Below are 12,553 nucleotides of genomic sequence, written 5' to 3'. Positions count from 1 at the left end.
CGGTTTGCGGCGGAAGTCGTGGAACGTGGCGCAGGGATCCGCGACAGGCCTGCCCGAAATCGATGGAGGCGGATCAGCGGGCCGGTCCGGCTCCGAAGCCGACCGCGCCTGGGGAGGCACCGACGGAGCGGCCGGGCTAAACCGGGGAGGTGGCTGCGGAGCCGCCGATCGTTGAGGCCGTGTCCGCGTCGCCACGGGCGGCGATGGCACGGTGCCGGATGCGGGAGGTCCCGTCGTGGACGCCAAGGGATCCGTAAGAACCAAGGGCCCGGTGACAGGCGCCAGAGGCGGCCCCGAGGTGAGGGACGGGCTGACGGAGATCGCCGGCCCCGGCGGCGGGACGGCCTGGATCCAGGCGAGCGGCAGGAGCTCGGAAGTGCCGTCTTGGAACGATCCATCGGACGGCGAGACGGACAGAGCGGGAGCCGCTGTGACGTACGAGAAATCCGGCCTTGGGGAAAGATCGCTTTTCCGATCGAATTCCGATGAGCTTTGCGGTGCCGTCTCCTGAGCGTTTGTGAATGCCAGGAATATGCCGATGATCGCTATGGCGAGCACTCCCGCGACTCCGGCGACGGGTGCGAGGCTGGCGCGACGACCTGCGTAAATGGATCTAGAGGGGGACAAGTCGTGATTCCTTTGTGATTGGTGTGCGAGCATTCACCGGGTGCGGCTATTGTGGTCCATCACCCGCGGAAGCCGGCGAGCTTTCCCGATACGACCGCAGGGAGCTGCACCCACCATGCAAGATCCGATCGAGCCGGATCGTCCCGAGATTCTGACCGGGCCCGGGGACACCCGCCTGGCTGCCAGGGCTACCGCCCCGACCGGCAAACCCCGGAAGAACACGAAGAAGATCGTCGTCATTGCCGCTTCAGTGCTCGTCGTCGTGCTCGCAGCAGGCGGGGTCGGCTACAAGCTGGCCGGGAGCCCCGGCGAGACCCCGCAACCGGGCGCCGGCCGGCCCGCGCCCTCCCAGAGCGCCGGGGGGAACGAGGACCTTGGGGGCGACGACACCACCACGGGTGACGCCACCACCGACACCCCTGTCGGCAACCCGTCCACGGACGCCTCGGACGACGGCTCCACGGGGGACACCACGTCAGACCTGGGCTCGGGCGGCGACCCGGCCGCCGACACGGGCACGAACCCCTCCCGCGGCACGGCCAAGACCAACGACGGCAAAACGCCCTCGACGACGTCCCCCACCAAGGCGCCGCAGCCATCAGAGGGCGACAACCCCGCGGACGGCCCGGCAGGCGAGCTGAGCGGCCAGTGCGCGAAGAGCGGCTGCTGAGCGCGAGCGACCGCCGCCCCTCCGGCCGCAGCTGAGCGCCGTCGAGCCGCCCGGCCCTCCGGCCGCGCTGAGCACGGGCGAGCCTCCGGCCCTCCGGCTGCGCTGAGCACGGGCGAGCCTCCTGTGCTCCGGACGCGCTGAGCGCGGCTCCTGGCAGGTCGTCGGCATCCGCGCGCCCGGCCGAGGTCCCCACGAGGTGAGGGGCCGTGCCCGGGGAAGTGGCTTGGCGTTTATCGGTGGTATTGGACCTACGGCAGGAGCCACCGCACTCCGTAGGGTCTCCGTATGACGAGTGACAAAGCCGAGGTCCTACGGGCGCTGCATGTGCCAGGAAGCCCCCTGATCCTGCCCAACGTGTGGGACGCCGCCTCCGCCCGCGCCGTAGGGGAAGCGGGGTTCCCGGCCGTCGCCACCGGCAGTGCCGCCGTGTCCCAGGTGCTGGGGTACGAGGACGGCGAGGGAACGCCGGTCGGCGAGATGATGGCGGCGATCGCCCGCATCGTCAGGGTCGTGGACGTACCGGTCACCGCCGACATCGAGCGCGGCTACGGCCTCAAGCCGGCCGAGCTGGTTGAACGCCTGGCCGCCGCCGGAGCCGTGGGCTGCAACATCGAGGACTCCACCGCCGGCACGCTGGTCGACCCCGGCGAGCAGGCGGACTTCCTGGCGGAGATGCGGGCCGCGGCGGGCCAGGGGCTGGTGATCAACGCGAGAGTCGACGTCTACCTCCGCGGCCGGGCCTCCCGCGAGGAGGCGGTGGCGCGCGGGCGGCGGTACTTGGAGGCGGGGGCCGACTGCGTCTACCCGATCGGGCTGGGGGACGAGGACGAGATCAAGGCGCTGGTGAGCGAGGTGGGCGGGCCCGTCAACATATTCTTCAGGCGCGGGCTTCCGGCATTCGAGAGGCTGGGCGAGCTGGGTGTGGCCAGGATCAGCTTCGGGGGCGGACTGCACCGGGCCGCTCACGTCTACACCCAGAGCCTGATCGAGAAGGTCAAGGCAGGCCGCAGCCCGTACTGACCTGGGCGCCGCGTACGCTTGCCCCCGTGCTTGTCGCCGCGGCCGTCTGCCCGCCAACTCCGCTCATCGTGCTCCAGCTGGACGACCTCCGCTCCGCCTGCCACGCCGCCATCGCGGCGCTCCGCGACGCCCGTCCCGACGTGCTGATCGTGGTGGGCGGGTCGGAGAGCACGAGCACGTACGGCGGCCAGACGGCGGGCACCCTGCACCCGTGGGGGATGGACGTCACGGTGGGCCACGGCGAGCCCGTGCTCCCGCTCTCCTTGACCGTCGGCCGCTGGCTCCTGGGCGGTCGGGCCCCCGACGGTTTCCGGTCCGTCGCCCTCGACGCGACAAGCGCTGAATGCCGGATATCGGGCGAAGAACTAGGAAAAATCGCGGAAAAAGTGGCGCTGCTGGTCATGGCCGACGGCTCCGCCTGCCTCAGCCCACGCGCCCCGGGCAAGTACGACGACGCGGCGAAGCCGTACAACGACCTGATCGCGAACGCCATCGCCCACGCCGACCCCGGCGCCCTCGCCACCCTCGACCCCGCGCAGGCGGACAGGCTGTGGGTGAGCGGGCGAGCCGCCCTCCAGGTGCTGGCCGGTGCGGCGGGCGGCCACGGGTACAACGGCCGCCTGCTCATGGAGACGGCCCCCTACGGCGTGGGCTACTTCGCCGGCTTGTGGTCCTGACGGCGCGGCACCGGGATCTTCATCAGGTCGCGGGCGAGCACGACCTCGCCGTCGAAGTGCCGCCGCACCTCCGCCACGAAGGCGGGCTCGGCGTCGAACCCGTACCGCTCGGAGAAGTGCGTCAGCACCAGCCTGCGCACTCCCGCGTCGGCCGCCACCAGCCCCGCCTCGAACGCCGTCAGATGCCCGTACTCCTTGGCCAGCGCGCTCTCCGACGACAGGAACGTGGACTCGATCACCAGCAGGTCCACCCCCGAGGCCAGTTCGAACACGGTGTCGCAGAGCCGGGTGTCCATGACGAACGCCACGCTCTGCCCAGGTTTCGGCACGCTGCACCGGTCGAGCGTGATCCCGCGCACGGAGCCGGTGCGCTGGAGCTCGCCGATCTCGGGGCCGCGGATGCCGTAGGCGGCCAGCTTGTCGGGCAGCATGCGGCGGCCGTCCGGCTCCTGGACGCGGTAACCGTACGACTCGATGGGATGGGACAGGCGGCGCGCGGTCAGCGGGCCGACGGTGGCCAGGCCGCCGGAGAGAGCGTGCTCGGAGATCACCGAGGTGTCGGCGAACGCGGCGGCGTGGCGGAGCCTGCGCCAGTACGTCTCGCCGGAGGCCGGGAAGACCGCGCGCACCGGGTGCCTGACCTTGTCGCGGGCGATGCGCTGCACGACCCCGGGCACGCCCAGGCAGTGGTCGCCGTGGAAGTGCGTCAGGCAGATCCAGTGCACGTCGTGCGCGCTCACGCCGGCGTGCAGCATCTGCCGCTGCGTGCCCTCGCCGGGGTCGAAAAGGTAGCCTTGTCCGTCCCAGCGCAGAAGGTAGCCGTTGTGGTTACGGTGTCGGGTAGGGACCGCGCTGGAGGTGCCCAGCACCACCAACTCACGTGAGGACATGATGACCACAGTCGCGTTCGCCGAGGTGCCGACGCCGGTCGGGCCGTTCGTGCTGGCCGTCACCGAGGTCGGTCTCATCGCGTCGGGCTGGGGGACCCGCCCACAGGTGAACGACCGCCTCGGTCTGGCTGAAGTCCATGATTCGGATCGTACGGCCTTCGCGGTCGCCGAGCTGAATGCTTATTTCGCCGGCGATCTGAAGACGTTCGAGACACCGGTGGACTGGCGGCTGATGTCCGGCTCGCGGCTGCGGGTGCTGCAGGCCCTGCACAAGATCCCGTACGGCACCGCCGTCACCTACGGGGAGCTGGCCACGCGCAGCGGCTCCAGCGTGCCCGCCCGCGGCATCGGCTCGATCATGGGCTCCAACCCGATCCCGATCATCGTGCCCTGCCACCGCGTGATCGCGGGCAACGGGCTCGGCGGGTTCAGCGGCGGCGAGGGCGTGGAGACCAAGCGCTGGCTGCTGACCCACGAGGGGTACCTGCAACCGACACTGCTGGATTTTTAGGCCTGGACCTCTAGCAGACTTGTCGGTGTGCGCCAGCAGCCAGTCATCGCCGTCGTAGGTCCCACCGCGGCAGGGAAGTCCGATCTCGCCGTCGACATCGCGCTGCGGTTGGGCGGCGAATGCGTCAACGCCGACTCCATGCAGCTCTACCGGGGGATGGACATCGGCACGGCCAAGCTCACCCCGGACGAGCAGCGCGGGATCCCGCACCACCTGCTGGACGTCTGGGACGTCACGGTCACGGCCAGTGTGGCCGAGTACCAGAAGCTGGCCAGGGCGGTCATCGACTCCGTCGAGGTCCCCGTGCTGGTCGGCGGCAGCGGCCTGTACGTGCGCGCGGCCATCGACGAGCTGGAGTTCCCCGGCACCGACCCCGAGATCAGGGCCAGGCTGGAGGGCGAGCTGGCCGAGCGCGGCCCCGCCCCGCTCTACGAGCGCCTGCGCGAGCAGGACCCGGCGGCCGCGGCGGCCATCCTGCCGAGCAACGGCCGCCGCATCGTCCGCGCGCTGGAGGTGATCGAGCACACGGGACGCCCGTTCTCGGCCACCATGCCCAGCTACGACGCCGTCTACCCGAGCGTGCAGATCGGTCTCGACGTGCCCAGGCCGGAGCTGGACGAGCGGATCGCGGTCAGGGTCGGGCGCATGTGGCAGGCGGGCCTGGTCGAGGAGGTGCGGAGCCTGCTGGGGCAGGGCCTGGCCGAGGGCCGCACGGCGAGCCGCGCCCTTGGATACGCCCAGGTCGTCCGCTTCCTGGAGGGGGAGTGGAGCGAGGAGCAGGCGATCGAGGAGACCGTCAGGGCGACCAGGCGCTTCGCCCGCCGCCAGGAGTCGTGGTTCCGGCGCGACCCCAGGGTGCGCTGGCTCCCATACGACGCCCCTGACCTGCTTGAGCAGTCCCTGGCGCTAATCTCCGCAAACCCGTTCGCATAAACTTTTAAGATGCGGTTTCTCAAGGGGCACGGCACCGAGAACGATTTCATCATCCTTCCTGACCCTGGCGGAGAGGCGGGCGTGACAGCCTCGCTCGTCACCAGGATCTGTGACAGGAGAGCCGGCATAGGGGCTGACGGCGTGCTGGTGGTGACGCGCACCAAGGAGAGCCATGAGGTGATCGAGCACGCCGCCGTGGCCGAGTGGTTCATGGACTATCGCAACGCCGACGGCGGTGTGGCCGAGATGTGCGGCAACGGCGTGCGCGTGTTCGCGCGCTACCTGATCGACGCGGGGCTGGAGCAGGCGAGCGAGTTCGGGGTGGCCACCAGGGGCGGCGTACGCAAGGTCCGCGTCGAGCCCAACGGCGACATCACCGTCGACATGGGCAAGCCCGTCGTGCACGGCGAGAGCCTGGTGACAGTCGGCGCGCAGGAATACAGGGGGCTGCACGTCAGCATGGGCAACCCCCACCTCGCCTGCGCCATCGGCGACCCCGTCGTCCAGCTCGACCTCACCCACCAGCCGGGTTTCGACACCTGCGTCTTCCCCACCGGCGTCAACGTCGAGCTGTTCAACCCCGTCGGCACCAGTCGCGCCGTCATGCGCGTCTACGAGCGCGGCGCCGGCGAGACCCGCTCATGCGGCACCGGCGCGGTGGCCACGGCCGTCGCCGCCGCGGCCCTGTCGGGCGACACCACCGGCACCTGGACGATCGAAGTGCTGGGCGGCACGCTGACCGTCGTCCTCGAAGAGGACACGAGCTACCTTTCCGGCCCCGCGGTCATCGTGGCCAGCGGAGACCTGATGCTTGCAGAATGATGTTCTCCTGAGGGATGCTGAGTCCACTCCACGAACTGAGGGGTGGACCATGGCAGACCCGCGCACCACGGCGGCACAGGTCAAGGGGCCGATCGGGGAGTTCGGCGGCGGCTTCATGATCTCCAGGGAGGCCAAGGCCGTCTGCGAGGAGTACGCGGTCGGCCCCCGTGAGCTCTACTTCAGAGGCCGCTGCGGCGTGCTCGGCGAATGCGACGCCGACGTCGTCAATGCGGTCGTCGTCTTCTTCCCGCCGCGACACGTCGAGGAGAGCTGGAACGGCGGGCGCAAACTCGCCGCCCAGCAGGCCGTCGAGCTGTACGCCGAGGTCTGCAGGGCCTGGGGCCGGCGCAAGCTGGGCGGCTACGACGGCTGCGCCAGGATCGCCGAGCTGCTCCAGCCGGTCGTCGAGCAGGCCTCGCCCATAGGCGCGCCGCTGTTCGCCGGGTGGAGGGCCGTGCCGCTGGCCGACGATCCGCCCGCGCGGGCCGCGCAGCTCATGCACGTCGTACGCGAGCTGCGCGGCGGCCTGCACGCCAACGCGGTGATCGCGGCAGGCCTGCACCCGCTGGAGGCCACGCTCGCGACCAGCCATGACGCGACCCCGTTCGGATCGGCCGCGGGGGAGATGATCGCAAAGTTCTTCCAATGGCCGGAGCCGTACGCCACGCCCGGCCCGGACGTCGTCGCGCGGCGCGCGGCGGTGGAGGAGACGACCGACGAGCTGATGGCACCGGTGTTTTCGGTCCTCGACGACAGCGAATCGGACGAGCTGATCGGGCTTCTGCGTTTTGGGCACGCTCGTTGACCTGGCAGACTGGCTGCCCATGGACGTGGACATCTGGGCCTGGGTCGGCGAAACCCAGCAGCAGCTTTCTGAGGCGGGCAACGTTGGCCTCGCCATGGCGCTGGGAGACCTCCCCGCACAGGCCTATGAGGGCCGATATCCGCAGCTCGACGTCATGGCCCCGGCGATCGCGCAGCAGGCGGAGGCCCTGGAGCTGCCCTGGCTCGAGTTCTACGCCCGCTACTGGCATCTGGTCGGCCGCATCGGCGACCGGGCGCAGGGCGCGGTCGCGGTGGACGACGCGCAGCAGCTGCTGACGTTCGCCCAGCGCGAAGACGTCCGCGAGTGCCCGGCCTTCCCGGCGGCCGTCGAGGCGCTGGCCATCACGTGGGCCAATACCGACGGCCCCGGCTACGCGAGCGAGCGCCTGGAGACGCTGGGGACGCACATCGAGGGCCTGAGCCCGGAGAAGCCCGCCTTCACGGGCCTCGTCACGCAGTACGTCGCCGCGCTCATCGACGCGGGCCAGCCGGGCGAGGCCGTGAGCTACGCCGAGTCCGCCGTCGAGCGGCTGCGGGTCGCGGGCCGCGAGGCGAGCTGGGAGCTCGGCGCCGAGAGCGCGCGTGCGCTGCTCGCCGCGGGCCGAGCCGAGGACGCGCTCAACGCGCTGCAGGCCGCGGCCGAGTTCCCGCCGGACGACCCGGTGGCCAAGGAGCACCGCGACGGCGTGCGGCGGGCCCTGATCCTCGCCACGCTGGGCCGCACCGCCGAGGCCGTGGACGCGCTGCCCGACCTCGACGTGGTGGGCGAGCACCCACGCGTGTTCGTCGAGTGGTCGCAGGCGGTCGCCAAGCTGGCCGGCTCCGCCCAGATCGCCAACACCTGGCAGCTCGGCCGCGTGCTGCGCCAGTGGATGGACTACTTCGGCATGATGGGTGGCTACCGCGCCCGCGTCGAGCTCGCGCTGGTGGCGGGCGACCTGGCCGTCGACAGGCAGGGCGTGTGGCAGGCCAGGCTCCTCGCCGACCTGGCCGAGTCCGGTGCCGCCGAGCTGCGCGAGAGCGAGGGTGTCGCCGAACGGGTGGCCGCGCTGCGCGCCGCCGCCGACGCCGTCTTGGAGCCTGAGGCCCCCGGGCCGCTCGACGAGCGCGTCGGCCTCTTCGACGCCGCCGACGGCTTCAACGCCGACCCGGAGAAGTGGGTGGGCTGGCTCGCGCCGCTGTCCGGCGAGGACCTGGAGGCCACCCGCCGCCACACGACCACGCTCGGCTTCCTCGGCTTCCCGGCCACCGGCGCCGACATCTACTGGAAGATGCTGGTCGACACCGGCGACATCGCCACCGCCGACGCCGATGACGTGGCCTACCTCACCACGCTGCTCGTCGAGGCCCGCCAGGACGAGCGGCTCGAGCAGATGGCCGCGCTGCTGCCGCACGCCGCTCAATACCTCGCGCTGGCCAGGCTGCACAGCGCGCGCGAGCGCTGGCCGGAGACGCTCGACGCGGGCGAGCACGCCGTCGCCGCCGGGGCCGGGCTCGAAGCCCGCCGCCTGCTGTCCGGCGCCGCCCAGCAGCTCGACGAGAACGCCAGGGCCGCGCAGGTGCTGCTGGAGGTGCTCGACGAGCTCGCCGACGAGGACGTCTGGCGCATGATCGTCGTGGCCACCTCGGCGGAGGACTGGGAGACCGTACGCAAGGGCGCGGCCAAGATCGGCATGCCGATCAAGTCCAAGGAGGGCCCGATCGAGGATGAGATGGGCCTCATCAGGCTCATCCTCCCCGCGCCGGACGGCGGCCAGCGCCAGGTGCTGTCGATCCGCACCGGCCCCGCCAGCGCCAGGCTGGCTCTGCCGCAGCCGCGCGGCATGGACTACAACGCCGGCGACCTGGTGGTCTTCGACCCGCAGCTGCTGGAGCCGGTCCCCGACGACCCCCAGGAGCAGCAGAACTTCGTGCCGCCGTTCGCCGCGGTGCGCATCCTGCGGCCCGGCGGCTACACCAGCTACTTCTTCGACGGCGCCGCGCCGAGCGAGGAGGACTGGGCGGAGTTCACCGAGGTCATGGCCGAGCGCGGCTGGCCGATGTGGGTCTACAGCGACGAAAACTACACCGTCACCCACCCGTCGACCGGCGAGTCGCTGCCCGGCGTCTTCGGCTGGGTCGCGGTGCCGCCGGACGTGTCGGCGGCCGAGGTCGACGCGCTCCTCGACGACGCCACCGAGCGGTGGGTGCATCCGCTGGCCTGGCTCGACCTGGCCCGCGAGATCGACGTCGAGGTGGAGCGGCACGAGCGGATCGTCAAGGAATACGGGCTGTAGGGGTCCGGCGTGCTGGAGCGGTTCGCCCTCGACGGCAAGGTGGCCATCGTCACCGGCGCCTCCTCAGGGCTGGGCGTCGCGTTCGCCCGCGGCCTGGCCGAGGCGGGTGCCGACGTCGTGATCGGAGCCAGGCGCGCCGACCGGCTCGAGGAGACGCGGCGGCTGGTCGAGGAGACCGGCCGCCGGTGCCTGGCCGTGCAGACGGACGTGTCGCGGCCCGAAGACTGCGACGCGCTGGTGGCCGCCGCCGTGGAGGCCATGGGCGCGGTCGATGTGCTGATCAACAACGCCGGCATCGGCACCGCGGTGCCCGCGCTGCGCGAGACGCCCGAGGAGTTCCGGCAGGTCATCGACGTCAACCTGCTCGGCACGTACTGGATGGCCCAGGCGTGCGCGCGGGTCATGCGCCCCGGCTCGTCGATCGTGAACATCGGCAGCGTTCTCGGCGAGACCACGCTCGGGCTGCCGCAGGCTGCCTACAGTGCGTCCAAGGCGGCGATCATCGGGCTCACGCGGGACCTCGCGCAGCAGTGGACCGGGCGCCGCGGCATCAGGGTCAACTGCCTGGAGCCGGGGTTCTTCCTCTCGGAGATGACCGAGCAGTACAAACCCGGCTACGTGGAGCAGGTGGTGGAGTTCAGAGGGGTGATGAAGCGGCCCGGCGACCCCACCGAGCTGGTGGCCGCGGCGATCTTCCTGGCGAGCGACGCGGCCTCGTACATCACCGGGGTGACGCTGCCGGTGGACGGCGGAGTACTGATCACCTAGCCGAGCTGACGAAGGCGGCGCCCGGCGCTGAGGCGTGACGCTCACGACGGGCCGTTACGGTCAGTGTCGTTGCGTGACCGGTTGGCCGGACGAGCAGGTGATCTTCAGCTCGACGTCCTCGCCCTCGTCCTGCTCGAACTCCACCCTGGCCTCGCGTGCCGGGCCCGGCTCGACCTTGTCCACCGAGTAGTTCTGGGCCGGGCTCCAGGAGCGCAGCGTGACCAGATCGCCCGCGCAGGAGGCGATCACGGTGCCGCCTGGACTGCGGATCAGTTTGCCCTGCGACGCCCCGGAGGGCTGCGGCGTCTGCGACGGCGCGGCGGTGCTCGGGGTGCTCGGTGTAAGGGCGGTGGTCGGCTCGGCAGCGTTGCCAGGGGCGTCGGTGGCGAACTGGGTGGCGGTGTTCAGGGCCGCGTGGACCTCCGCCTGGCTGAGCACGCGGCCGGAGTCGCCGGTGAGGCCGGTGCCGAGGAGGGTGAGCACCCCCACGGCCGCGGCGGTGGCGGCGACGGCGGTGGCGGCCCAGGCCAGCACGAGTCTCTTCATCGCCCTTACGTTCCCCCATGTACGGCTAAGGCCAGGTTAAGACGACGATAACGCTGCCAGGTCATGCTCATGGAGCGTCTACGTTCTTGTATATGGCGGACATCCTGCTCATCGAGGACGACGTGGCGATCCGTACGGCGCTCAGCCGCGGGCTGAGGGAGCTCGGGCATGCCGTGTCCTCGTCCCCGACGGCGCTGGAGGGGCTGCGGCTGGCCGTACAGGATCGTCCCGACCTGATCGTGCTCGATCTGGGGCTGCCGGACCTCGACGGGGTGGAGCTGCTGCGGATGTTGCGGGCGGTCAGCCGGGTGCCGGTCATCGTGGCGACCGCCCGTGACGGGGACGCCGAGATGGTGCCGGTGCTGGACGCGGGCGCGGACGACTATGTGGTCAAGCCGTACAGTGCGGCGCAGCTCGACGCGCGCGTCCGGGCCGTGTTGCGGCGGGCCGGGGGTTCGGTCCCCGAGCCGCTGGCCGTGGGTGCCCTGCGGGTGGACCCGCGGGCGCGCACGGCGACGCTCGACGGGGCCGCGCTGGATCTGACGCCGCGCGAGTTCGACGTGCTGCACTATCTCGCCGCGCGGCCCGGTGAGGTGGTGACCAAGCGGGAGCTGCTGACGGAGGTGTGGCAGCTGCCGTACGGGGGCGCGGACAAGACAGTGGACGTGCACCTGTCGTGGCTGCGCAGGAAGCTCGGTGAGACGGCCGCGGAGCCTCGCTACCTGCACACCGTCCGCGGCGTCGGCGTCAAGCTGGTCGCACCGTCATGAGGCGCGCGCATGCGGGGGCACCCGGCCGGTTCGTGGTGGGGGTGCGGGCGTGAGGCGGTGGCTGGCGTTGCTGGTGGCGGCGACCACGTCCCTGGTCCTGATCGCGTTGCTGGTGCCGATGGCGCTGCTCATCCGGGCCGTGGCCGAGAACGGTGCCATGAGCAGGGCGACCGCGGCCGCCGAGTCCGTGGCGCTCGCGGTGGGCACGCCCGACCTGGCGCTGGCCGTGGAGCAGGTGTCGCGCCCGGTGACGGTGTTCCTGCCGGACGGGCGCACACTGGGGACGTCCGCGCCCCGCACAGACGCGGTCCGCCTGGCCGCCACCGGCCGCAGCGTCACCGCCGCGACCTCCGGCGGCAGGGAGATGCTCGTATCCACGCAGTCGCCCGGTGGCACGGCTGTGATCAGGGTGTTCGTGCCGGACGCGGAGCTGATGAGGGGTGTGCGGGAGGCGTGGCTCGCGCTGCTCCTGCTCGGGCTCGCCCTGGTGGTGCTGGGCATCGTCCTGGCGGACCGGCTGGCGCTGGCCGTGACCAGGCCCGTGGACGGGCTCGCGCGTGTCTCACACCGGCTGGCCGGGGGAGATCTGACGGCTCGGGCGGAGCCGGGCGGGCCGCCCGAGGTGCGTTCCGTGGCGCTGGCGCTCAACCATCTGGCCGGGCGGATCGACGAGCTGCTGGCGGCGGAGCGCGAGTCGGTGGCCGACCTGTCGCACCGGCTGCGCACCCCTCTGACGGGCCTGAGGCTGGACGCGGAGTCGCTGCGGGACCCGGAGGAGGCGGCACGCGTACAGGCCCGTGTGGACGCCTTGGAGCGCGCGGTGAGCGCCGTCATCACGGACGCGCGGCGCCGCTCGGCCGGACGCGACTCGTGCGACGCGGCCGCGGTCGTGCGGGAACGGGTGCGGTTCTGGTCGGTGCTGGCGGAGGACCAGTGCCGCGAGCTGTCGGTCTCGTTGCCGGTCGCGCCGCTGCCGGTCGCGGTGGGCGCGGAGGAGCTCGCGGCGTGCGTGGACGCCCTGCTTGGCAACGTCTTCGCGCACACCCCGGAAGGGGCGCCCATGTCGGTACGGCTCGCGCCGCATCCGTCGGGGGCCGTGCTGGCGGTCGAGGACTCAGGACCCGGCTTCGACCCCGCGCTGCTGGAGCGGGCCCCGCCCTGGATGCGTGGCCGTAGACGACGTCCACGTTGTTCAGCCGGCCCGGTTCGTCGTCCAGA

General features: G+C 71.7%; 13 protein-coding genes. 11 read left to right on the top strand and 2 right to left on the bottom strand.

Annotation, left to right across the window (positions count from 1 at the left end; translation table 11 throughout):
- Positions 1-742 precede the first annotated feature (742 nt).
- From AB0J09_RS18150 to AB0J09_RS18140, 3 genes are all read left to right on the top strand, one after another.
- Entirely contained in the window at positions 743-1,297 is a 555-nt protein-coding gene (locus AB0J09_RS18150; protein ID WP_360691734.1) for a hypothetical protein, read from the top strand.
- 285 nt (positions 1,298-1,582) lie between these two features.
- Entirely contained in the window at positions 1,583-2,317 is a 735-nt protein-coding gene (locus AB0J09_RS18145) for an isocitrate lyase/phosphoenolpyruvate mutase family protein (RefSeq protein ID WP_360691731.1), read from the top strand.
- Positions 2,318-2,343: 26 nt separating this feature from the next.
- The gene (locus AB0J09_RS18140; RefSeq protein ID WP_360691728.1) at positions 2,344-2,994 is read left to right on the top strand and encodes a hypothetical protein; all 651 of its coding nucleotides are present in this window, start codon (positions 2,344-2,346) and stop codon (positions 2,992-2,994) included.
- On the opposite strand, the gene AB0J09_RS18135 is transcribed toward AB0J09_RS18140, so the two are convergent.
- Positions 2,970-3,884 (bottom strand): ribonuclease Z, encoded by a 915-nt coding sequence (locus AB0J09_RS18135; RefSeq protein WP_360691725.1) that lies wholly within the window; start codon positions 3,882-3,884, stop codon positions 2,970-2,972. The two genes, AB0J09_RS18140 and AB0J09_RS18135, sit on opposite strands and share 25 nt — an antisense overlap.
- Here AB0J09_RS18135 and AB0J09_RS18130 point away from each other — a divergent pair.
- Genes AB0J09_RS18130 through AB0J09_RS18105 form a run of 6 tightly spaced genes read left to right on the top strand, consistent with a single transcriptional unit; the run spans position 3,883 to position 10,019 of the window.
- The gene (locus tag AB0J09_RS18130; protein ID WP_360691723.1) at positions 3,883-4,395 is read left to right on the top strand and encodes a methylated-DNA--[protein]-cysteine S-methyltransferase; all 513 of its coding nucleotides are present in this window, start codon (positions 3,883-3,885) and stop codon (positions 4,393-4,395) included. The two genes, AB0J09_RS18135 and AB0J09_RS18130, sit on opposite strands and share 2 nt — an antisense overlap.
- Before the next feature lie 27 nt (positions 4,396-4,422).
- A complete protein-coding gene (miaA, locus tag AB0J09_RS18125; RefSeq protein WP_360691720.1) occupies positions 4,423-5,328 on the top strand; it encodes a tRNA (adenosine(37)-N6)-dimethylallyltransferase MiaA in 906 nt (301 codons plus the stop codon).
- Between the two features lie 9 nt (positions 5,329-5,337).
- Entirely contained in the window at positions 5,338-6,150 is an 813-nt protein-coding gene (dapF, locus tag AB0J09_RS18120; protein WP_360691717.1) for a diaminopimelate epimerase, read from the top strand.
- Positions 6,151-6,199: 49 nt separating this feature from the next.
- On the top strand, positions 6,200-6,955 hold the full coding sequence (locus AB0J09_RS18115) for a hypothetical protein (RefSeq protein ID WP_360691714.1): 756 nt from the start codon (positions 6,200-6,202) through the stop codon (positions 6,953-6,955).
- 19 nt (positions 6,956-6,974) lie between these two features.
- Entirely contained in the window at positions 6,975-9,251 is a 2,277-nt protein-coding gene (locus AB0J09_RS18110; RefSeq protein ID WP_360691711.1) for a tetratricopeptide repeat protein, read from the top strand.
- A gap of 9 nt (positions 9,252-9,260) precedes the next feature.
- A complete protein-coding gene (locus AB0J09_RS18105; RefSeq protein WP_360691708.1) occupies positions 9,261-10,019 on the top strand; it encodes an SDR family oxidoreductase in 759 nt (252 codons plus the stop codon).
- Positions 10,020-10,079: 60 nt separating this feature from the next.
- Here the strand turns inward: AB0J09_RS18105 and AB0J09_RS18100 are convergent, their stop codons facing one another.
- The gene (locus AB0J09_RS18100) at positions 10,080-10,565 is read right to left on the bottom strand and encodes a hypothetical protein (RefSeq protein ID WP_360691705.1); all 486 of its coding nucleotides are present in this window, start codon (positions 10,563-10,565) and stop codon (positions 10,080-10,082) included.
- A gap of 92 nt (positions 10,566-10,657) precedes the next feature.
- Here AB0J09_RS18100 and AB0J09_RS18095 point away from each other — a divergent pair, with 92 nt between their 5' ends.
- Positions 10,658-11,335, top strand: coding sequence for a response regulator transcription factor (locus AB0J09_RS18095; RefSeq protein ID WP_360691702.1), 678 nt, complete (start codon positions 10,658-10,660; stop codon positions 11,333-11,335).
- 49 nt (positions 11,336-11,384) lie between these two features.
- On the top strand, positions 11,385-12,553 hold a 1,169-nt coding region (locus tag AB0J09_RS18090), incomplete at its 3' end, for a HAMP domain-containing sensor histidine kinase (protein WP_360691699.1).

This window comes from Nonomuraea sp. NPDC049784 (genome assembly GCF_040659615.1).
GTDB lineage: Bacteria > Actinomycetota > Actinomycetes > Streptosporangiales > Streptosporangiaceae > Nonomuraea.
The sequence above is the reverse complement of the archived record's forward strand: the minus strand, read 5'-3'. Positions and strand labels throughout refer to the sequence as shown.